This window comes from Pectobacterium carotovorum, assembly GCF_033898505.1.
Taxonomy (GTDB): domain Bacteria; phylum Pseudomonadota; class Gammaproteobacteria; order Enterobacterales; family Enterobacteriaceae; genus Pectobacterium; species Pectobacterium carotovorum_J.
This window is the reverse complement of the sequence record NZ_JAXAFK010000005.1, coordinates 233,236-254,945: the sequence shown is the minus strand read 5'-3', so window position 1 is coordinate 254,945 and position 21,710 is coordinate 233,236. Positions and strand designations below refer to the sequence as shown.

The following is a 21,710-nucleotide window of genomic DNA, read 5'->3' as shown; positions in this document are numbered from 1 at the left end:
CTCCCCCTATGGAGAGAGCACGGGATTTTGTTTTAACCCTGAGGCTTATTTACCACGGGCTTCAATTACGGCCTGAGCAACGTTGTTAGGCGCATCATCGTACTTCAGGAACTCCATGGAGTAAGAAGCACGGCCTTTGGTCAGAGAACGCAGTTGAGTTGCGTATCCGAACATTTCAGACAACGGAACTTCAGCGTGAATCACAACGCCAGTAACGTTGGATTCCTGACCGCGCAGCATACCACGACGACGGCTAAGGTCACCGATAACGTCACCAGTGTTCTCTTCCGGCGTTTCAACTTCAACCTTCATGATCGGCTCAAGCAGAACAGGTTTTGCTTTCTTAAAGCCATCTTTAAAGGCGATAGAAGCAGCCAGTTTAAACGCCAGTTCAGAGGAGTCAACGTCATGGAAAGAACCGAAGTGCAGACGCACACCGAGATCAACCACTGGGTAACCAGCCAGAGGACCCGCTTTCAGCTGTTCCTGAATGCCTTTATCAACGGCAGGGATGTATTCGCCAGGAATTACACCACCTTTGATGTCGTTGATGAACTCGTAACCTTTCGGGTTTGAGCCCGGCTCCAGTGGGTACATGTCGATAACAACATGACCATACTGACCACGACCACCAGACTGTTTGGCGTGTTTACCTTCGATATCGGTAACTTTCGCACGAATCGCTTCACGATAAGCAACCTGTGGTTTACCCACGTTCGCTTCAACGTTGAATTCACGCTTCATACGGTCAACGATGATATCGAGGTGCAATTCACCCATACCAGCGATGATAGTCTGGTTAGATTCTTCGTCAGTCCATACACGGAAAGACGGGTCTTCTTTAGCCAGACGGCCCAATGCCAGACCCATTTTTTCTTGGTCAGCTTTGGTTTTTGGTTCTACCGCGATGGAAATTACCGGCTCAGGGAATTCCATACGCTCCAGAATGATGACGTTATCTGGATCACACAGTGTGTCACCCGTCGTTACATCTTTCAGACCGATAGCAGCAGCGATATCGCCTGCACGAACTTCTTTGATCTCTTCACGCTTGTTAGCGTGCATCTGAACGATACGACCAAAACGTTCACGTGCTGATTTAACTGGGTTCAGTACGGTATCACCGGAGTTAACAACACCAGAGTACACGCGGAAGAACGTCAGGTTACCCACAAACGGGTCGGTAGCGATTTTGAACGCCAGCGCAGCAAACGGCTCGTCATCACTTGCGTGACGCTCAGCCGGCGTGTCTTTACCGTCATCCAAAATACCGTTGATCGCAGGTACGTCAACTGGGGATGGCAGGTAATCAACTACCGCATCCAGCATCGCCTGAACACCTTTGTTCTTAAATGCAGAACCACAGGTTACCAGGATGATTTCGTTGTTCAGAACACGCTGACGCAGAGCTTTTTTGATCTCTTCTTCAGTCAGTTCTTCGCCACCCAGGTATTTTTCCATCAGCTCTTCAGAAGCTTCAGCTGCGGACTCGATCAGGTTCTGGTGCCATTCGTCAGCCAGGTCCTGCATATCAGCCGGGATATCTTCGTATTCGAAGGTCACGCCCTGATCGGCATCGTTCCAGTTGATGGCTTTCATTTTCACCAGGTCAACAACACCGGTGAAACCTTCTTCAGCACCAATCGCCAACTGCAACGGAACAGGGTTCGCGCCCAGACGGGATTTGATCTGACCAACAACTTTCAGGAAGTTAGCACCCATGCGGTCCATTTTGTTAACGAACGCAATGCGTGGAACTTTATATTTGTTTGCCTGACGCCATACAGTTTCAGACTGTGGCTGAACACCACCAACTGCGCAGTAAACCATTACCGCACCATCAAGTACACGCATGGAACGTTCTACTTCGATAGTGAAGTCAACGTGTCCCGGGGTGTCGATGATGTTTACGCGATGCGGTTCATACTGCTTAGCCATACCAGACCAGAATGCAGTAGTCGCTGCGGAAGTGATAGTAATACCACGCTCCTGCTCCTGCTCCATCCAGTCCATGGTAGCCGCGCCGTCATGAACTTCACCGATTTTATGGTTTACACCAGTGTAGAACAGAATACGTTCGGTAGTAGTGGTTTTACCGGCGTCGATGTGCGCACTGATACCGATGTTACGGTAGCGTGCGATGGGTGTTGTACGAGCCATTTGTATCCTCTATATACTAGGGCGTTCAATTTAGTTAACCCAAGCGGGTTGGCTATTTTTAGCGCCCGCTTGGTTAGCATTACTACAACGAAGGGATTACCAACGGTAGTGAGCGAACGCCTTGTTGGCTTCAGCCATACGGTGAACGTCTTCACGTTTCTTAACAGCAGTACCTTTGTTTTCTGCTGCATCAGAAAGTTCGTTCGCCAGGCGCAGAGCCATAGATTTATCACCGCGTTTACGAGCAGCTTCTACGATCCAACGCATTGCCAGAGCATTACGACGAACCGGACGGACTTCTACTGGTACCTGATAAGTAGAACCACCAACGCGGCGCGACTTAACTTCGACAGTCGGGCGAACGTTGTCCAGAGCTACTTCAAAAGCTTCCAGATGATCTTTACCAGAACGCTGAGCCAGGGTCTCCAGCGCGGTATAGACGATTGCTTCAGCAGTAGATTTTTTACCATCTACCATCAGGATGTTTACAAATTTGGCCAGCAGTTCTGATCCGAACTTAGGATCCGGCAGAATTTTACGTTGACCAATGACGCGACGACGTGGCATGGAAATACTCCGTTGTTAATTCAGGATTGTCCAAAACTCTACGAGTTTAGTTTGACATTTAAGTTAAAACGTTTGGCCTTACTTAACGGAGAACCATTAAGCCTTTGGCTTCTTCACGCCGTATTTGGAACGGGATTGCTTACGGTCTTTAACACCTGAGCAGTCCAGCGCGCCACGAACGGTGTGGTAACGCACACCTGGCAGGTCTTTAACACGACCGCCACGGATCAGGATCACGGAGTGCTCCTGCAGGTTATGACCTTCACCACCGATATAGGAGGTAACTTCAAAACCGTTAGTTAAACGAACACGGCATACTTTACGCAGTGCGGAGTTCGGTTTTTTAGGGGTGGTAGTATATACACGAGTACATACGCCACGTTTCTGCGGGCATGCTTCCAGCGCCGGAACGTTGCTTTTAGCAGCCTTCAGGGAGCGTGGTTTGCGTACCAGCTGGTTAATTGTTGCCATTAAAAAAGCTCCTGGGTTTTGCTTCGTAAACACGTAATAAATCGTCTCATGTTTGCGCAAGGCAAAGTATGAGGACGCGGAATTTTAGGGCTGGCAGTGGAAGGAGTCAAGAAATATACAAAAATTCGGCGTTACCACGCGAGTTGCTGCGGGTGCTCCACTGTCAGTTGAACAAATTCATTATAGTCAATGAGCACTACACTGTTTGAAATTTGTTCAGTCATGCCTCTCGCAACAACATCAGGCCGGAGCGCATAGAGAGGAACCGCTGAATCCAGAAGACGATGGAGAATGTTTCCACCAGCCAGAGCCGCGATAACACCATCCTGCAATAAGACTAAAACATCACCTTCATCCAGACCCTGTAACAGGGTATCCAGATCAGCGTGATAAGGGGAACATGAGAGCGTATGCAGCATAAAGGGAGAGGTCCGTCGCTAGAATGAAAGGATGGAATGATAGCTGGCCAGTTTGCTGCGCCAGGCTTCCGGCGCTAACAGCTCCACATCCAAAACCCAGTCCGTATCGATATTCAACCCACGCTGGCGCACGGACGCTTCGCACAGATAGCAACGGTCGATATCGTACAGCGGCAGCACGCCAAACGTTGCGATGTAATTACGCATCAAAATCTGGTCCGGCTGTTGCTGTGGCAGCAGTTGAAGTACACCATCGCCGACAAAAAATACGCCAATTTCTTCCGTCAGGGCAGACATCGCCAATAGCGCATCCAGACCCTCTCGCCCGGAAGCGCTCCCATGTGGAGAATGCGTAAAAACAAATGCGACTCGCTTCATAACGCTACCTTAAAACTGAATAACCCGATCGCAGGTCAGCACCGATTGCGCCAGCTCCCCCAGCCCGCTAAGCACAAAGCCGGGTTGCAGATTTGCGCCTGCAAGGTTGAGCTGAGCAGCTTGCTGAGCATCGGTCACACCTCGGCGCAGCGCCGCAGCAACGCAGACATTCAGCGCCACCTGATGCGTTTCGCCCAACTGCTGCCAGGCGCGTACAAGATCAAATTCATCGTTAGCGGGCGACGTCAGCTGGTTGGCATTCAACACGCCTTCCCGATAGAAGAACACACTTTTCAAGCTGTGCCCCTCCGCCAACAGCGCCTGCGCAAACTGCAACGCGCTGCTCGCCTGCTGTGTGCCATAGGCAGGGCCGGTCACCAGCAAACAGTAATTCAGCATTAACGTTCGTGCCCGCTGAAGTCGCCGCTTTTGAATTGACGGATATAAAGGTAGACCGTGTGTTTGGAGATATTGAGACGTTCTGCAACCTGGTTGATGGCATCTTTAATATCAAAGATGCCTTTCTCATACAGGCTCAGTACGATCTGGCGATTCTTCGCATTATTAGAGACGTTGCGATCCGCATTAACTTCTTCGATCGAAAATTCCAGCGTTTGTGCCACGAGGTCGTCAACCGATGATGCAAAGTTAACAGAAGATGCCGCATCATGCGTTTCAGGGGGGATAAAGGTCTGCACTATCTGGGAGAAAGGGACGTCCAGATTCATGTTGATGCACAGCAGCCCAATCACGCGCTGATCGCGATTACGGATTGCAATCGTGACTGACTTCATCAACACACCGCTTTTGGCACGGGTAAAATAGGCCTTCGATACGCTGCTATCTTCACCTGCCATGTCATGCAGCATACGCAATGCAAGATCCGTAATCGGCGAGCCAATCTTCCTGCCGGTATGTTCTCCATTCGCAATACGCACGGCGGAACATTTAAGATCCTCAAGCGAGTGCAACACAATCTCACAGTGCTCGCCAATCAACATGGCCAAGCCATCAACCACCGCTTCATACGATTTCAGGATCTCATAGTCCGTCTGGCTGAAAGGACGTTCATCCAGCAAATCAAGCTCATAAGATTCGCCAGATACAAGCGAATTAGACATGGCAGACACCACCCTCAGCATCATTATCCCCTAAATAATTCGAGCTGCGTTGCTCCTTTAAGGCAAGGCCCATTTATGGCCTTGTAACGCGGCAACCACGCAAATCCCCAGGGGCTTACTCAGGTAAGTGACTGGGGCGAGTAAGGGCGGCCAACGCACAAGCAGCTTGAAGTATGACGGGTATCTTTATTTTGTATTGACAAGGGACATAGTCTAGCAAATGTCCACTCTCGCGTCCCTGAATTTAACGGGCTACCTCTTAAGGTTGTATTAATTTAATCCCGCTAGAGTCAGCGTCTTCTTTCCTCTCCATCATGGAAATCACGAGAGACGTGTATGAAAAAACTAATACCGATGGGCAGACCACACCTAAGCAGCATCACGTTCGTGCTGATCTTTTCTGCCTTTATTACTCTGGTCCAGAACATCGCCTACTACCGTCAGACGCTGCAACTGCTGGACATGACAGACTGGATCAATATCCCTTTCTTTCTCAGCATGCCCGTTGTAATTTTCGCGGTGCTGAATATTATTTTTACCCTTCTGGCGGCCCCTTACCTGCGTAAGGCCGTCATTGTTTTCTTCCTGCTGACCGGTGCCGCCGCGCAGTACTTCATGCTGAACTACGGCATTATCATTGACCGCACCATGGTTCAGAATATTGTGGAGACAACGGCCAGCGAATCTTTTTCACTGCTTACGCCACAGCTTGTCGCCTGGGTATTCTTTATTGGTGTCATTCCCGCCGCGCTCGCCGTCTGGATAAAAATAAAGCCAGCCAAACCGACGACGCTCTACATTGGTATGCGCTTTCTTAGCGTCATTATTTCGTTATTCGCCATTTTATCTGTCGCAGCGTTCTTTTATAAAGATTACGCCTCGTTCATGCGTAATAACAAAGAGCTGGTAAAAGCGATCACCCCCAGCAATATTGTGGCGGCCAGCTTGTCCTACCATAAGCACACCGCGCTGGCTAATCTACCTTTGGTACAGATTGGTCTGGATGCCCACAAAGTGCCATCATCGTCCCCTACTGCAAAAAAGAATCTGGTTATTCTGGTCGTCGGCGAGACATCGCGGGCACAAAACTTTTCGCTGGGTGGCTATGAGAAGGAAACCAACCCGCTGCTGGCGAAAGACAACGTGGTTTATTTTGACAACACCTCATCGTGCGGCACATCAACAGGTGTTTCCGTTCCGTGCATGTTTTCCAACATGCCGCGCCAGGGCTTTGATGGTGGCTTAGCCAGCCATCAGGAAGGGTTGCTCGATATCTTACAACGGGCAAAAGTTAACGTGCTCTGGCAGGAAAATGACGGCGGCTGCAAAGATGTCTGTACGCGTGTGCCAATGGTTGATGTGACATCGCTAAAACTGCCGGGATTATGCACCAGCGGCGAATGCCACGATGAAGCGTTATTCCACGGCGTCGAAGACTATATCAATAAGCTCGATAACGACGGGATTATCGTATTACACACCATAGGCAGCCACGGCCCGAGCTATTACCAGCGCTACCCTGACGCCTTTAAGAAATTTACCCCAACCTGTGATACCAACCAGATTCAAACCTGTACGCAGGAAGCGCTGACCAACACGTATGACAATACGATCCTGTATGTCGATTTTGTTCTGGATAAAGCGATCAATTTACTGAAACAGCATGAGGATAAATTTAATACCTCACTGGTTTACCTGTCCGACCACGGCGAATCGTTAGGAGAGAACGGTATCTATCTGCACAGCATGCCCTACTCTATTGCGCCCAAGCAGCAAACGCACGTACCGATGCTGATGTGGTTATCGCCGGGTTACCAGCAGCAGCAGGCCATTCAGGACACCTGCCTGCGCCAGAACGCGAAACAGCAGGAGTATTCGCAAGATAATCTTTTCCATACCATACTGGGGATGTTTACTATCGCCACGAAAGAATATCAGCCTCAGCTCGATATCCTTCAGCCGTGCAGGGACAAGGCAACATGAAATTATTGATTGTTGAAGACGATAAGTTGTTGCAGGAAGGATTATTATTGGCGTTGAGTCATGAAGGTTATGCCTGCGATTGCGCAGGCACAGCTAAAGAAGCAGACGCGCTCATCAGCAGCGCGCACTACAGCCTGGTCATTCTCGATCTGGGTTTACCGGACGACGACGGGCTTGCCCTGTTATCACGCTGGCGTAAGAATAACTACCAACATCCCGTACTCATCTTAACGGCACGGGATAAAGTCAACGATCGCGTCAACGGGCTGGATGTCGGAGCAGACGATTATCTCGCCAAGCCTTTCGCACTGACGGAATTACAGGCGCGCGTGCGCGCGCTGATTCGCCGCAATCAGGGCTCAAGCAACAGCCGGATACAGGTCGACAACATTACGTTGGATTTAAACAACCAGCAGGTGTTGCTGGACGAAAAACCGGTGGTGCTGACGCCGAAAGAATTTGCCATACTGTCCCGCCTGATGTTGAAAGCCGGTTCTCAAGTACACCGAGAAGTTCTGCATCAGGATATTTATGCCTGGAACGACGACCCGTCCTCCAATTCGCTGGAAGTGCATATCCATAATCTGCGTCAAAAAATAGGGAAAGACCGTATCCGAACCCTGCGAGGCTTTGGCTATCTGCTGACTAAAGGTGAACAACCATGAAGGACGATGCCGACACGGTGACCAGTATGCGCCGCCGTTTAGTGCTGGCACTGGGCGGCATCCTGCTCGTCTGCCAGATGATCAGCGTATTCTGGCTTTGGCACGAAAGCGAAGAACAGATCGGCCTGTTGGTTGATAAATCCCTGAGCGCCAGCGCCCAGAACATGCAGATCGATCAAGAGATTAATGAAGCGATAGCCTCGCTCAGTATCCCCAGTCTGGTGATGGTCATCCTGACGCTGCTCATGTGCTTTCAGGCGGTCAGTTGGATCACTCGTCCGCTGTCTCGCCTACAGGAAGAATTACAGGATCGCACGGCTGAAAACCTGGAGCCGCTGCCGCAGCAGAGCAACATTAAAGAAGTCGCCGCTGTCACCCACACCATCAACCAGCTTTTCCAGCGTCTGGACGAAACGTTAAAACGCGACAGGCAATTTACTGCGGATGTCGCTCATGAACTACGCACGCCGCTATCCGGTATTCGGCTACACCTCGAACTGCACCAGCAGCAACATCAGATTGACTGTAGCTCGCTCATCATACGCATTGATAAAATGGTGAAAACGGTGGAGCAGCTTTTGCTACTTGCTCGTGTCGGACAGGATTTTTCGGCAGGCCATCATCCAAACGTTGCGTTCCTGAAAGATGTCATTTTTCCCATGCAGGATGAGCTGACCGAGATGCTGCAAAAGCGTCAGCAGATGCTGAAATGGGTATTACCACCAGAAGATATCACGCTGCACGGCGATGCCACGCTGCTCCAGCTGTTGCTACGCAATCTGGTAGAAAACGCCTACCGCTATAGCCCGGAAGCAAGCCAGATCACCGTGAGTCTGGGGACATCGCAACATATTGAACTGCAGGTCGAAGATGAAGGGCCGGGTATCGATGAAAGTAAGGTCGGTGAATTAAGTAAGGCGTTTGTACGCATGGACAGCCGCTATGGCGGTATCGGCCTCGGGCTGAGTATCGTGACGCGCATTGCCCAGTTGCACGATGGGCAGTTTTTCCTTAGTAATCGACCGCAAGGTTCCGGCGCCCTCGCCCGCGTGGTGCTGACCGCACCTGATGAAGACCCCGATTCGGCCTGAAGAATAAAGCAGCGGCTCCACATCTCATCAATAGAGAGACGACACATCCCTGTGCACAAACTTCACCTGTCTTATTGGTACACCGGATAGCGTCGGCACAGCGCCACTACCTGCTGGCGCACACGATCGCGTACCGCTATTAATGCGTCATTCCCTTCGCCAAGCCCATCCAGTACGTCACATAGCCATCCCGCCAGTTGCTCGCATTCCGCCACACCAAAACCGCGCGTCGTCACGGCTGGCGTTCCAATACGCAGGCCTGAGGTCACAAAGGGGGAACGCGGATCGTTAGGCACCGAATTCTTGTTCGTCGTGATGTAAGCCTCGCTCAGTGCAGCATCGGCATCCTTACCGGTATACGGTCTGGCAGACAGGTCGATCAGTATCAAATGGTTGTCGGTACCATCAGAGACAATCTTGTAGCCACGAAGTTGGAGGACGCGCGCCATGGCACGGGCGTTGGCCACGACCTGACGCTGATAAACCGTGAATTCAGGGCGCAGCGCTTCCTTAAATGCCACCGCTTTGGCTGCGATAACGTGCATCAACGGGCCGCCCTGAATACCGGGGAACACAGCGGAGTTAAGCTTTTTGTAGAATTCCTCACTCTGCCCTTTGGCTAAAATAATTCCGCCGCGCGGGCCGCGCAGAGTCTTATGGGTTGTACTGGTTACGACATGCGCGTGAGGAAGCGGATTCGGATACTCTCCGGCAGCCACCAAACCGGCGACGTGAGCCATATCCACCCAGAAGATAGCCCCCACCTTGTCAGCAATAGCGCGCATACGTGCCCAATCCTTGTGGCGAGAATAGGCGGAGAACCCTCCGATTAGCATCTTTGGCCGGGTTTCCAACGCAATATGCTCCATTTCATCGTAGTCGATCAGCCCTGTGTCAGGGTCTAACCCATAAGGGACGATCTTGTAGTGACGGCCAGAAAAGTTGGAGGGGTTACCGTGGGTCAGATGTCCGCCCTGAGCGAGATTCATGCCCATCACGGTATCACCCGGGTTAGTCAATGCCAGAAACACGGCCGCATTAGCCTGAGCGCCAGCGTGAGGCTGGACGTTAGCATAATCGCAGTCAAACAGCGCTTTGGCCCGCTCGATAGCCAGACGTTCAGCCACGTCGACATATTCACAGCCGCTGTAGTAGCGCTTGCTTGGGTAGCCTTCCGCATATTTGTTGGTGAACACGGAGTTCTGGATCGCCATCACCAGTGGACTGGCATAGTTCTCTGAGGCGATGAGTTCAATGTGAGTTTCCTGCCGGCGTTCTTCATGCCGGATAGCGTCGGCCAGTTCCGGGTCGACGTCGGTGAGGGTAAGAGAAGCGTCATACATGGGCATCGTCCTATACGTTAGTCATGGTTTTTTTAATCGTGTGATTCTGGGAGGGGGTCATCAGGCCAGTAGTAGCTATCCGGTAGCGGGCGGGCGCCAAAGATTGCCTGACCGACGCGTACCACGGTGGCGCCCTCCTCAATGGCTATTTCAAAATCGCCGGACATGCCCATGGACAATTCATCCAGCTCAATGCAGACCGGGAGGTTTTGCTGCAACCGATCGCGCAACTGACGCAGCCGTATAAAACACTGGCGCACGCGTTCGGCCTCGCTGGAGAACAGCGCCAGCGTCATAAATCCACGCACGCGTAGCGCAGAGAATGCAGGAAGCGCCTGAATAAAAGTCGGAACATCCTCAGGAGACAGGCCGTATTTGCTGGCTTCACCGGAGGTATTCACCTGAACGAATACATCCAGAGAACGTCCTTCAACCTGCAAACGACGATCCAACGCTTCAGCCAACCGCAGGCTGTCCAGCGCCTGAAATTCGGTAGCGAAGCGTGCCACCAGCTTGGCCTTGTTGGTTTGCAGATGCCCAATGACCGACCACTGTAAATCGGCTAAATCCTGCATCGATTCCCATTTACGGTACGCCTCTTGCACTTTGTTCTCGCCCAATACCCGACAACCCGCCATATGGGCCATACGCAGGCGGCTTTCGGGTTTGGTCTTGCTGACTGGCAACAATCGCACCGTGGCTGGATCGCGACCGACGCGGTGGCAGGCCGCTTCGATACGAGCTTGAACCGTTGCCAGATTGAACTGGAAATCTTCAACCGTAGCAGCTTCGGGATAGCGACCGTGCCTGTCGTGGCGAGTGGGTGTATCGGAAGAGAGCGACATCAGCTTAACTCCTGACGAAGAGAATGAATGGATTGTGAAACGTATTTATAGATTTAAAATAGCCGGATGTTCCCCACCATTTTCATGACAAGAGGCAGACCAATTGTTCAAACACGCTCAGCTTGAATCGGTCAAAGCCTGGATTGGCGATCCCGCGCAAGGTGCCCTTCCCCTGCACGCCCGCATCCAGCGGGCGATTCGCCAGTTAATCCTTGATGGCATTCTTGATGTGGGCAAATCCTTACCCGCCTCACGCGCGCTGGCTACATCACTGGGGGTGTCGCGCGATACGGTCGAATCAGCTTACAGCCAGCTGCATGCGGAAGGATTTATCGAACGTCGCGTCGGCAGCGGCAGTTTTGTATCAGAACGGGCAAAGCGTCTGCCAGGGCGTGGCAAAGCCCGGAAAACGGGAGATAGCAAAGCAGAACTGCGACTCAGTCAACGCGGTAGCGCCATGTTCCAGAATGGTGGGGTACGCGATTTCATCATCCCGCGCGCGTTCGCGCCCGGCGTGCCGGAAACACGCAGTTTTCCCCTCCAGACGTGGGAACGACTGGAACGGCAGGTACTAAAAGAATATGGCACACGGGCGCTGCTGCACAGCCCGCCGCAGGGCATGGAAGCGCTGAGGCGCGCCATCGCAGATTATGTCAATCTCGAACGGGGCGCTCGCGCCACGCCCGATCGCGTGTTGGTGCTAACCAGTTCCCAGCAAGCGCTAACCCTATGTGCGAATGTCCTGCTGGATGCGGGCGATCGGCTCTTCCTTGAAGATCCTGTGTACCACGGCGCACGCAAGGCATTCGAGGCGGCCGGACTCACGTGTGTGCCGATCCCATTAGATGCCGATGGTTTGCAGGTCGAGCACCTGCTTGAGGCAAGTCATGCGCACCATACGCCCGCAAAAGCCGTGTTCCTGACGCCCTCACACCAGTTTCCAACGGGTGCAACGCTGGCGCTGGATCGGCGTCTGGCCGTGATCGAATGGGCCTGGCAGCACCAGAGCTGGATTATTGAAGATGACTATGACAGCGAGTTCCACTATGCGGGCAAACCTACCGCCTGCGTTCAGGGGCTCGACCCGCACGATCGAACCCTCTATATCGGCACTTTCACTAAATCGCTCTTTCCCGGCCTGCGCATCGGCTATATGGTTCTGCCGCCACAATTGGTTGCCCCGATGACCGTGGCCCGCACGTTGATGGATGGGCACAGTGCCCCCATTCCGCAGCTCACGCTGGCACGTTTTATCGAAGGAGGACACTTCGGCGCCTATGTACGCACGATGCGCACCATTTATGCGGAACGCCGCGATGTGCTGGCACGGCTGGTGCGTCAGCATCTGGCTGACTTCGTGGAACCACGGGTGCCGGCCGGAGGCATGCAGATGCCCTGTCTCTTTATCCGAGACATCCCTGAAAACGATGCAGTGGAATCCGCACGTCGGGCCGGTATCGACCTGCTCGGGCTGACAGCACTGTATGCATCATCGGGTCAGCATCAAGCCGGTTTCCTCATGGGGTTTGCCGCCCACGCTCCGCATGAACTGGACATTGCCGTCAAAACATTAGCAAAGGTACTACGTGCACTCTGCCGAGGATGAGCGTCATTAAAAGGCGTTTGTGGGGAGAGGAATAAGATTGCAGACAATCGTTTTAAAGCAAAAAAACCGCAGGCCGAAACCTGCGGTCATATCATCATTATCGCGATGCTTATTTAGCCGCTTTCTCTTCGGCTGCTGGTTTTTCAGCTTTCGCATCATCCGCTGCTTTCAGATCAGCTTCGGATTTAATGTCCAGCAGTTCAACGTCGAACACCAGCGTGGAGTTAGCCGGAATGCCAGGCACGCCGTTTTCACCATAGGCCAGTGCAGGCGGGATAGCCAGCTTGATTTTACCGCCTTTCTTAACGTGCTTCAGACCTTCAGTCCAGCCTGGGATCACGCCGTCCAGACGGAAAGAAAGTGGCTCACCGCGTTTGTAGGAGTTGTCGAACTCGCTACCGTCAACCAGCGTACCTTTGTAGTTAACCACAACGGTATCGCTGTCTTTCGGCGCGTTGCCGCTACCTTCTTTCTCAACCTGATACAGAAGACCAGATTCAGTTTTCTTCACGCCTTTTTCTTTAGCGAAGGACTCAAGATACTTGGTGCCTTTATCCGCGTTATCTTTCGCATCTTGCTTCATCTTGGCTTCAGCGGCGGCTTTTACTTTGCCTTCAAAACCTTGCAGCGTTTTCTCGATTTCTTCGTCAGTCAGCTTGCTCTTGTCAGCAAAAGCATCCTGCACGCCAGCAATCAGCTGATCTTTATCCAGCTTAATACCTAATTTTTCTTGCTCTTTCAGAGAGTTATCCATGTAACGCCCTAAAGATGCACCTAACGCATAAGCCGCTGCCTGCTCGTCGTTCTTGAATTTGGCTGCCGCAGTATTGTCAGACGCCTGCGCCTTGTCTGCCGCCAGAACCTGGCCTGCGTTCAGAGCCAGAGCCATCGTTGTTGCTAACAGCGTTACTTTAAACAGTGATTTCATCCATTTCTCCAGCATCTGGAGCTACGCGCCCCAGCCATCATTAAAATACATTCGCGCCTACTATAACTGTGCGGACGAAGACAACACAACGACGCACTCGACAATCCTTTGATAAAAAACGTCAGGAAGCTTTTCCGGCATCATTTGTGTCGTCCTAAGGCCATCTGGCAACAATATGCCCCACTTTGGAGGGTTCATTGCGCCCTACTGCGACCATTTTTACTACCAGAAGTTTCCGCTTTCTGACAAACTCGCGGGTAACAAGAAGTAAGGGGAATACCGATGTCACCATCAGCACTTGAAGAACGGCTCGAACAGTTGGAAAGCCGACAGGCTTTTCAGGAAGTCACCATAGAAGAGCTTAACCAAACGGTTATTCAACACGAGCGGGAAATTAGCCGCCTGCGTGAGCATGTACGTCTACTCACAGACAGACTGCGCAACCAGCAAACGTCGCTCGTTGCTCCCCAGTCGGAAGAAACGCCGCCACCGCATTATTGAAAGCTGCGCCTGTGATATCGGCGCTCAAGACAGGTCAGATATAAAAAACCTCAGGTGATAGTCATCAACCTGAGGTTTTTTTTATGCGCTACGACTAATTAGTGGCAGCCGCATCCACCGTGGCCGCCGCAGCCGCCTTTACCGTGCTGGTGACCGTGATCGTGGTCATGATCATGGCCGTGACCGCCACAGCAGCCGTCGCCGTGTTCATGATCGTGCTCACCGTGAACGTGACCGTGCGCCAGCTCTTCTTCCGTTGCTTCGCGGATAGCAACAACTTCAACGTTGAAGCTCAGGTTTTGGCCTGCCAGCATGTGGTTGCCGTCGACAACAACGTGGTCGTCTTCAACTTCGGTGATTTCAACTGGCACTGGACCCTGATCGGTCTCAGCCAGGAAACGCATGCCAACCTGCAACTCGTCAACGCCCATAAAGACATCTTTCGGTACGCGCTGAACCAGATTCTCATCATAGTTGCCGTAAGCATCGTTGGAACCGATGTTCACATCGAATTTCTCGCCTGCTTCACGGCCTTCCAACGCTTTTTCCAGACCAGAAATCAGGGAACCGTGACCATGCAGATAGTCCAACGGCGCACTCACCGGAGACTCATCAACCAACACACCGTCTTCTGTACGTACCTGATAGGCCAGGCTGACCACCAGATCTTTTGCTACTTTCATGATATCTCCTACCGTTGGAAATCAAACTGGCGCAAATTGTAGCTGAAAAATGTCCCTATGTACCGTCCGGAATCAAAAAACGTCGACGGTTGATGACAATGCCATCACGACACTCATCCCTCATTCAGGCCGGAAGATCCCGATGATCTCGTTAGCCTGCGGGGCGGATGCCGCCGCAGGTTCATCTGCCTGGCTCTGGCGATATCCGCACTTCACGCATACCACCACCTCGACTCCATCCTCGCGTCCAACGGCCAGCGTGTCCTGCGCCTGACACGTCGGACACACAGCCCCTGCAATAAAGCGTTTACGCATGATAACTCCCATTCATCTCCGTTCTAAACCCAGAACCTATTCCGATAGGCGTTATTGGCGCTTACTCGTCGTCCTCATCCCATACACTAGGCCGGCGGCGCTCACGCTGCATTTCCCGTTGGAAAATATCCTCCAGTTCGCGGCGCGCCTCTTTCACACGGGAGATTTGTGCCACATCTCCCGTCAGCTGTGGCACCAGCTCACGCAGCATGCGCATATCCAGACGGCGGAAATGCTGTTGCGCGCGCATCGCCTGATGGGGGTGCATGCCCAGCGTCACCAGCGTTTTCCGCCCCAGTTCCAGCGCGCTGGAAAAGGTTTCACGCGAGAAGTATCGTACGCCCGTCTGCAATAACTCGTGGGCTTCAACACGCCCACGTGCCCGCGCCAGAATCTCCAGATTTGGAAAATGTTGCTGACAGAGATGCACAATTTCCATCGTGTCTTCCGGCGCATTACAGGTGATCACGATTGAGCGCGCTTTATCCGCGCCCGCCGAACGCAGCAGTTCCAGCTCTGTGGCATCGCCATAGTAAACTTTATAGCCATAGCTGCGCATCAGGCTCACGGCGCTGATGTCACGCTCCAGAACGGTAATCCGCATTTTGTTCGCCATTAATAAGCGACCAATCACCTGCCCAAAACGTCCGAACCCCACCACAATCACCTGCGGCTCGTCATCCTCGACATACGGTTTCTCATCCGGCACATCCTGCACGTTGTAACGACGAACCAGAATGCGGTCGATCACCTGCATCAGCAGCGGTGTTGTCATCATCGATAGCGTCACCGTCACCAGCAATAGCGGCAACTGTTCGCCTTTCAAGACATTGAATGAGGCCGCAGCGGAAAACAGGACGAAAGCGAACTCACCGCCCTGGCTCAGCACCCCGGCAAACTGCAAGCGCTCGGAGCGGCGCATCCGGTTAACCCGCGCAAGGAAATACAGTACAGCCGCTTTCACTGCCACCAGCACCAGCACCGCAATCATAATCTTCACGATGTGGGTGTAGAGGATGCCGAGATTTAGCGCCATCCCTACTGAGATAAAGAACAGGCCAAGCAGCAAACCTTTGAACGGTTCGATGGCGATTTCCAGTTCATGCCGATACTCGCTTTCCGCCAGCAGAATGCCGGCAATAAAGGTACCTAGCGCCATGGAAAGCCCCAGCGTTTCCATAAACAGCGCCGAACCGAGCACCAGCAACAGTGCGGCGGCAGTAAACACTTCACGCACGCCGGATGCCGCAATAAAGCGGAACAGCGGACGCACCAGATAGCGGCCACCGATTAACATGCCAAGAAACGCAGCGACTTTCAGACCAATTCGTTCCCAATCGCCGAAATCACCCTGCACACCCGCCAGAATCGGAATCAGCGCCAGCGCGGGAATCACAGCCAAATCCTGAAACAGCAGGACAGAGAAGCCAAGCTGCCCGGACTCGCTACGGTTCATGCCCTTTTCACGCATCAGCTGTAGCGCCATGGCCGTCGATGACATCGCCAGCCCGACGCCGCCAATCAGCGCGGACTGCCACGAAAAGTCAGTCAGATACAAGGCGCCGCCTAAAAGCAGCGTACTCAGGCCAACCTGAGCCGCGCCAACGCCAAAGATCGAGCGGCGCAGCGTCCAGAGCTTGGAGGGATTCAATTCCAGGCCGATGATGAACATCAGGAAAACGACGCCCAGCTCCGAGAAATGCAGAATCGCTTCCACATCACGGATGAAGCCGAGCCCCCAGGGTCCAATGGCGATTCCGGCGATCAAATAGCCCAGTACGGCACCAATTCCTAATCGGGCAGCAATCGGTACGGCTACGACCGCCACAAACAAAAACAAGACTCCGGCGGTCAGTAGCGCGGAACTCTCCATATTAGCGTTCCTCTTCAGGTAAAGGGGAGGATAGCCATTCACCGTAAGCTCTGGCTTGGCTCGATAACACATCGGGCTGTAAACGGCGCGCCCAGTAGATAATCATGGGGTGCATCCAATGCATACGGCACATTGACGCCGTCAGCTCAAACGGACGGAGCAAATCTTCCATCGGGTAACGATTACTCCCGTCAGGATGATAGGCATCTTCCGGTTCACCGGTCGTAATCACCGAGCGCCAGTATTTTCCCGCCAGCGCATTACCACCAATCCCGTTGGCAAAGCCGCGGGATAGCACCCTATCGAGCCACTCTTTTAGCAAAGCCGGGCAGCTGTAAGTATAAAATGGATGTTGGAAAACAATGACCTGATGCTCACGCAGCAGCTGTTGTTCATGATGGATATCGATAAAAAAATCAGGATAGTGCGCGTAAAGATCGTGCACGGTTACATTCGCCAACTGCTGCGCCGGTTGCAATAAGACCCGGTTTGCCACCGAATCCTGTGGTTCCGGATGGGCATACAGCAGCAAAATCTTCGGTGGCTGCGACATCATTCCCCTCCAAAGCGTCGTCATGATAATTGTTTTCCGTTACCATGCTGCGCAACGACTAAAAACAGGACACCGCGTGTCCTGATATGTCCATAATTTAACATACTCTGAACATACGGCGCTTTATGATTGTTTTCTCTTCGCTGCAAATTCGACGTGGTGTGCGCGTTCTGATCGACAACGCGACAGCAACGGTTAATCCCGGCCAGAAAGTCGGTCTGGTTGGCAAGAACGGCTGTGGTAAATCTACCCTGCTGTCCTTACTGAAAGGTGAAATCAGCGCCGATGGCGGCAGCGCGACATTCCCGCAAAACTGGTCACTGGCCTGGGTTAATCAGGAAACGCCTGCGCTGGACAAGCCCGCGCTGGACTACGTGATTGACGGCGATCGCGAATTCCGCCAACTGGAAGCCGCGTTGCAGACCGCCAACGAAGAGAACGACGGCAACGCCATTGCCACGCTACACGGCAAGCTGGATGCGATTCAGGCCTGGACGATTCAGGCCAGAGCATCAAGCCTGCTCAATGGGCTAGGGTTTTCTCAGTCACAGTTACAGCAGCCTGTCAGCGCCTTTTCCGGCGGCTGGCGGATGCGTCTGAATCTGGCACAGGCGCTGATCTGTCGTTCAGACCTGCTGCTGCTGGATGAACCAACCAACCACCTCGATCTGGATGCGGTCATCTGGCTGGAAAAATGGCTGAAAAACTACACGGGCACACTGGTACTCATCTCGCACGACCGCGATTTCCTCGATCCGGTCGTGACCAAAATTCTGCACATCGAGCAGCAGTCGCTCTATGAGTACACGGGTAACTACTCCTCGTTTGAACGTCAGCGCGCCACCCGTCTTGCACAGCAGCAGTCGCTCTATGAACATCAGCAGGAGCGCGTCGCGCATCTGCAACACTATATTGACCGCTTCCGCGCGAAAGCGACCAAAGCCAAGCAGGCGCAAAGCCGGATAAAAATGCTGGAACGCATGGAGCTGATTGCGCCAGCGCATGTCGATAACCCTTTCCGCTTCAGCTTTCGCGCCCCGGAATCGCTGCCCAATCCATTAATGAAGATGGAAAAGGTCAGCGCAGGCTATGGCGACAAGCTGATTCTGGAATCGATTAAACTCAATTTAGTACCGGGTTCCCGCATCGGGCTGCTCGGCCATAACGGCGCGGGTAAATCCACGCTGATCAAACTGCTTGCCGGCACGCTTGCCCCGCGGCAAGGGGAAATCGGGCTGGCGAAAGGCGTGAAGCTCGGTTACTTCGCCCAGCACCAGTTAGAGTTTCTGCGTGCGGACGAGTCTCCCTTGCAACATCTGGTGCGTCTGGCAGAGCGGGAAACGGAACAGCAGCTGCGCGACTACCTCGGCGGCTTTGGTTTTCAGGGCGATAAGGTCACGGAGATTACCGAACGCTTCTCCGGCGGCGAAAAAGCCCGTCTGGTGCTGGCGCTGATCGTCTGGCAGCGTCCGAATCTCCTGCTGCTCGACGAACCGACCAACCACCTCGATCTGGATATGCGTCAGGCATTGACCGAAGCGTTAATCGATTTTGAAGGCGCGCTGGTTGTCGTTTCGCACGATCGACATCTGATCCGTTCGACCACCGACGATCTTTATCTGGTACACGACCAGAAAGTAGAACCGTTCGATGGCGATTTGGAAGACTACCAACAGTGGCTGGTCGGCCTGCAACGTCAGGAAAATGCGGCGACTGAAGCGCCAAAAGAGAATGCAGCCAACAGCGCACAGGGCAGAAAAGATCAGAAACGTCGTGAAGCTGAGTTGAGAACGCAAACCCAGCCGCTGCGTAAACAAATCACCAAGCTTGAACAGCAGATGGAAAAGCTGGGAGAAACGCTGGCAGCGCTTGAAGCCCGACTGGCGGACAGCGCAATCTATGACATCAGCCGCAAGGCCGAACTCACCGACTGCCTGCAACAGCAAACCAAAGTCAAAATCGAGCTGGAAGAAACGGAGCTGTCCTGGCTAGATGCGCAGGAACAGCTAGAGCAGATGATGCAGAGCGATTCGCTTTAATATTGGTTGCCTGAAAAGAGTCGCGAGCGGAAAACCGCTCGCGACGTTATCAACGAAGCCTTAATGCCAAATCAGCAGCACGCAGGCGGCGGTCAGCAGGCCCATTGACACATTAAAGATAATCCACGCTTTTTTACTGCGCAGCAGCCGCCCAATCATCGTGCCGAATCCGAGCCAGATGACGCCAGACACCACATTGACGAGCACAATCCCGATGCTTATCGCGATCACAGACTGGTTATAGCCTTCCCCCGCCAGGCTAAAGCTGGCAACTGCCCCCAGCGCCATGAGCCACGCTTTCGGGTTCAGAAATTGCAGCAACCACCCTTGATAAAGCCGGATCGGCTGGGGCGGCGCAACGGACGTTTCCAGCCGTTCGTAAGCCGCCGTGGCGATTTTCCACGCCAGCCAGAGCAGATAGGCGCTACCGAGAACTTTCAGGATAAAGTGCAGCGAAGGGTAAATCAGAATCAAACCACCGACACCGAATGCCACCAGCAGCAAAATGCTCTGCATCCCCAGCATGATGCCAACCATCAGCCACAGTGAACGCATAAAGCCAAAATTCGCGCCCGAGGTGGTCAACAGCATATTATTCGGCCCCGGCGTGATGGCCGCCACCCACAAAAAGCCTAACATCGACAGAAATAAACTCAGTTCCATTATTTGTGGGCGCTCCTGACCCAAATATCGTACCAACTGGCAGCATTGAAGCTAACAGTGTGATATTGATCGTACAAGAGCCGACAACAAGATTTCTATATCCTTTATGTATGACCAGTTTCGTCCGCTGAGCGGCGCCCATAACCCGCATCTGCAAACGCTATTGCCGCGTCTGATTCGCCGTCACGCGCAGTTTTCGCCAGTCTGGCAGCCGCTTGAGTTACCGGACGGTGATTTCGTCGATCTGGCGTGGAGCGAAGCGCCCGAGCAGGCGCGACACAAACCGCGCGTGGTGCTGTTTCACGGGCTGGAAGGCAGCTTTCATAGCCCCTATGCCCACGGCCTGCTGCATGCCTGTAAACAGCGCGGCTGGCTGGCCGTCATCATGCATTTTCGCGGATGCAGCGGTAAGCCCAACCGGATGAAGCGCATTTATCATTCCGGCGAAACCAGCGATGCCAGCTATTTTCTGCACTGGATGCGGGAGACGTTGGGCGGGGCCCCTACCGCCGCCATCGGCGTGTCTCTCGGCGGCAACATGCTGGCCTACCTGCTCGCCCAGCAGGGCGAAGCCTGCTCCCTGTCCGCTGCCGTCATTGTGTCTGCGCCATTGATGCTCGAACCCTGTAGCCGTCGGATGGAACAAGGTTTCTCCCGTGTCTATCAGCATTACCTGCTGCGCCTGCTGAAGCAAAACGCCGGCCGCAAGCTGGCAGCCTACCCGGACACGCTGCCGATTCAACTGCCGCAGCTGAAGCGAATTCGCCAGCTGCGAGAGTTTGATGACGTCATAACTTCACGTATCCACGGCTTCCGCGATGCCGCCGACTACTATCAACGCTGTAGCGCTCTGCCGCTGTTGCCTCAGATTCGCACACCGCTGCTCATCATCCATGCGAAGGACGATCCTTTCATGACGTCAGAGGTGATTCCCGATCTGTCGCAGTTACCGTCTAATATTGAGTATCAGCTAACGGAACATGGCGGGCATGTTGGCTTCGTCGGCGGAACGTTGCTGAAACCGGAAATGTGGCTGGAACAGCGCATTCCCAACTGGCTTAGCCCATTTTTGGACCACGCCACCGATTCTTCTTCAGGAGCCCTTCTTACTCAGGAATCCTTTTATTCAGGAACTTTTTATTCAGGAAACATAGCGTGATTATTCCCTGGCAACAGCTCGATCCAGAAACGCTGGATAACATCATCGAATCTTTCGTCCTGCGGGAAGGCACCGATTACGGCGAACAGGAGCGGTCGCTGGCGCAGAAAGTGGAAGATATTCGCGGCCAACTCCAATCTGGTGAGGTGGTGTTGGTGTGGTCTGAGTTACATGAAACCCTCAATATCATGCCGCGTAACCAGCTCAATTCCGGAGGACATGCCCCTTATTGAACACGCCGAAAGGCGTGAAAGAACGCGCCAAACATGCTAACAATGATGACAATTACGTCTTTTTTTAGGATGTGCGCAGGCCTTCGGTCTACGCGGGCATCGCGATCACGGAGT

General features: G+C 53.1%; 23 protein-coding genes. 8 read left to right on the top strand and 15 right to left on the bottom strand.

All coding sequences use genetic code 11. From position 1 onward, the window contains the following. Window positions 1–45 precede the first annotated feature (45 nt). From fusA to R9X49_RS19465, 7 genes are all read right to left on the bottom strand, one after another. The gene (gene fusA / locus R9X49_RS19495; RefSeq protein ID WP_015841930.1) at window positions 46–2,160 is read right to left on the bottom strand and encodes an elongation factor G; all 2,115 of its coding nucleotides are present in this window, start codon (window positions 2,158–2,160) and stop codon (window positions 46–48) included. A gap of 96 nt (window positions 2,161–2,256) precedes the next feature. Further along, a complete protein-coding gene (gene rpsG / locus R9X49_RS19490; RefSeq protein WP_009111198.1) occupies window positions 2,257–2,727 on the bottom strand; it encodes a 30S ribosomal protein S7 in 471 nt (156 codons plus the stop codon). Between the two features lie 96 nt (window positions 2,728–2,823). Continuing rightward, window positions 2,824–3,198, bottom strand: coding sequence for a 30S ribosomal protein S12 (gene rpsL / locus R9X49_RS19485; RefSeq protein ID WP_005969567.1), 375 nt, complete (start codon window positions 3,196–3,198; stop codon window positions 2,824–2,826). Between the two features lie 131 nt (window positions 3,199–3,329). Beyond that, complete coding sequence (tusB, locus tag R9X49_RS19480; RefSeq protein WP_319849986.1) at window positions 3,330–3,617, bottom strand: sulfurtransferase complex subunit TusB; 288 nt, start codon at window positions 3,615–3,617, stop codon at window positions 3,330–3,332. 18 nt (window positions 3,618–3,635) lie between these two features. Beyond that, window positions 3,636–3,995: a sulfurtransferase complex subunit TusC gene (tusC, locus tag R9X49_RS19475; protein ID WP_319849985.1), complete on the bottom strand. Its 360-nt coding sequence runs from the start codon at window positions 3,993–3,995 to the stop codon at window positions 3,636–3,638. Window positions 3,996–4,004: 9 nt separating this feature from the next. Beyond that, window positions 4,005–4,394, bottom strand: coding sequence for a sulfurtransferase complex subunit TusD (tusD, locus tag R9X49_RS19470; protein ID WP_319849984.1), 390 nt, complete (start codon window positions 4,392–4,394; stop codon window positions 4,005–4,007). After that, window positions 4,394–5,116, bottom strand: coding sequence for a transcriptional regulator (locus tag R9X49_RS19465; RefSeq protein WP_010296984.1), 723 nt, complete (start codon window positions 5,114–5,116; stop codon window positions 4,394–4,396). The genes tusD and R9X49_RS19465 overlap by 1 nt, the downstream gene beginning before the upstream one ends. Window positions 5,117–5,452: 336 nt before the next feature. On the opposite strand from R9X49_RS19465, the gene eptA reads away from it, so the two are divergent. From eptA to pmrB, 3 genes are read left to right on the top strand one after another with little or no spacing between them, the layout of a single operon-like run. Continuing rightward, the gene (eptA, locus tag R9X49_RS19460; RefSeq protein ID WP_319849983.1) at window positions 5,453–7,099 is read left to right on the top strand and encodes a phosphoethanolamine transferase EptA; all 1,647 of its coding nucleotides are present in this window, start codon (window positions 5,453–5,455) and stop codon (window positions 7,097–7,099) included. Beyond that, the gene (gene pmrA, locus R9X49_RS19455) at window positions 7,096–7,764 is read left to right on the top strand and encodes a two-component system response regulator PmrA (protein WP_319849982.1); all 669 of its coding nucleotides are present in this window, start codon (window positions 7,096–7,098) and stop codon (window positions 7,762–7,764) included. Before eptA ends, pmrA begins: the two co-directional genes overlap by 4 nt. Continuing rightward, entirely contained in the window at window positions 7,761–8,855 is a 1,095-nt protein-coding gene (gene pmrB / locus R9X49_RS19450; protein ID WP_319849981.1) for a two-component system sensor histidine kinase PmrB, read from the top strand. Before pmrA ends, pmrB begins: the two co-directional genes overlap by 4 nt. A gap of 71 nt (window positions 8,856–8,926) precedes the next feature. On the opposite strand, the gene glyA is transcribed toward pmrB, so the two are convergent. Both glyA and R9X49_RS19440 read right to left on the bottom strand, forming a co-directional pair. Then, window positions 8,927–10,198, bottom strand: coding sequence for a serine hydroxymethyltransferase (glyA, locus tag R9X49_RS19445; RefSeq protein ID WP_319849980.1), 1,272 nt, complete (start codon window positions 10,196–10,198; stop codon window positions 8,927–8,929). Between the two features lie 32 nt (window positions 10,199–10,230). Beyond that, window positions 10,231–11,043 carry a YggS family pyridoxal phosphate-dependent enzyme gene (locus R9X49_RS19440; protein WP_319849979.1) on the bottom strand — a complete coding sequence of 271 codons (813 nt, stop codon included), beginning with the start codon at window positions 11,041–11,043 and terminating at the stop codon, window positions 10,231–10,233. A 103-nt stretch (window positions 11,044–11,146) separates the two neighbouring features. Here R9X49_RS19440 and R9X49_RS19435 point away from each other — a divergent pair, with 103 nt between their 5' ends. After that, entirely contained in the window at window positions 11,147–12,649 is a 1,503-nt protein-coding gene (locus R9X49_RS19435) for a PLP-dependent aminotransferase family protein (RefSeq protein ID WP_319849978.1), read from the top strand. A 109-nt stretch (window positions 12,650–12,758) separates the two neighbouring features. Here R9X49_RS19435 and fkpA read toward each other — a convergent pair whose 3' ends face one another. Further along, a complete protein-coding gene (gene fkpA / locus R9X49_RS19430; RefSeq protein ID WP_319849977.1) occupies window positions 12,759–13,577 on the bottom strand; it encodes an FKBP-type peptidyl-prolyl cis-trans isomerase in 819 nt (272 codons plus the stop codon). Window positions 13,578–13,859: 282 nt separating this feature from the next. On the opposite strand from fkpA, the gene R9X49_RS19425 reads away from it, so the two are divergent. Next, entirely contained in the window at window positions 13,860–14,078 is a 219-nt protein-coding gene (locus R9X49_RS19425; protein WP_180743225.1) for a protein SlyX, read from the top strand. A gap of 98 nt (window positions 14,079–14,176) precedes the next feature. Here R9X49_RS19425 and slyD read toward each other — a convergent pair whose 3' ends face one another. The 4 genes from slyD to kefG all read right to left on the bottom strand — a co-directional run bounded on the left by slyD (window position 14,177) and on the right by kefG (window position 17,502). Next, complete coding sequence (slyD, locus tag R9X49_RS19420; protein WP_015841943.1) at window positions 14,177–14,761, bottom strand: peptidylprolyl isomerase; 585 nt, start codon at window positions 14,759–14,761, stop codon at window positions 14,177–14,179. 120 nt (window positions 14,762–14,881) lie between these two features. Continuing rightward, window positions 14,882–15,076, bottom strand: coding sequence for a YheV family putative zinc ribbon protein (locus tag R9X49_RS19415; RefSeq protein ID WP_319849976.1), 195 nt, complete (start codon window positions 15,074–15,076; stop codon window positions 14,882–14,884). 61 nt (window positions 15,077–15,137) lie between these two features. Beyond that, window positions 15,138–16,949, bottom strand: coding sequence for a glutathione-regulated potassium-efflux system protein KefB (kefB, locus tag R9X49_RS19410; RefSeq protein WP_319849975.1), 1,812 nt, complete (start codon window positions 16,947–16,949; stop codon window positions 15,138–15,140). Between the two features lies 1 nt (window position 16,950). Beyond that, window positions 16,951–17,502, bottom strand: coding sequence for a glutathione-regulated potassium-efflux system ancillary protein KefG (kefG, locus tag R9X49_RS19405; protein WP_319850001.1), 552 nt, complete (start codon window positions 17,500–17,502; stop codon window positions 16,951–16,953). A 125-nt stretch (window positions 17,503–17,627) separates the two neighbouring features. Between kefG and R9X49_RS19400 the strand changes: the two genes are divergently transcribed. Next, window positions 17,628–19,541, top strand: coding sequence for an ABC transporter ATP-binding protein (locus R9X49_RS19400; RefSeq protein WP_319849974.1), 1,914 nt, complete (start codon window positions 17,628–17,630; stop codon window positions 19,539–19,541). Between the two features lie 60 nt (window positions 19,542–19,601). On the opposite strand, the gene R9X49_RS19395 is transcribed toward R9X49_RS19400, so the two are convergent. After that, window positions 19,602–20,204 (bottom strand): LysE family translocator, encoded by a 603-nt coding sequence (locus tag R9X49_RS19395; protein WP_319849973.1) that lies wholly within the window; start codon window positions 20,202–20,204, stop codon window positions 19,602–19,604. A gap of 106 nt (window positions 20,205–20,310) precedes the next feature. Here R9X49_RS19395 and R9X49_RS19390 point away from each other — a divergent pair, with 106 nt between their 5' ends. Together R9X49_RS19390 and R9X49_RS19385 are read left to right on the top strand one after the other, a co-directional pair. Then, window positions 20,311–21,363: a hydrolase gene (locus R9X49_RS19390; RefSeq protein ID WP_319849972.1), complete on the top strand. Its 1,053-nt coding sequence runs from the start codon at window positions 20,311–20,313 to the stop codon at window positions 21,361–21,363. Next, complete coding sequence (locus R9X49_RS19385) at window positions 21,360–21,596, top strand: YheU family protein (RefSeq protein ID WP_010277524.1); 237 nt, start codon at window positions 21,360–21,362, stop codon at window positions 21,594–21,596. Before R9X49_RS19390 ends, R9X49_RS19385 begins: the two co-directional genes overlap by 4 nt. The last annotated feature ends 114 nt before the right edge of the window (window positions 21,597–21,710 follow it).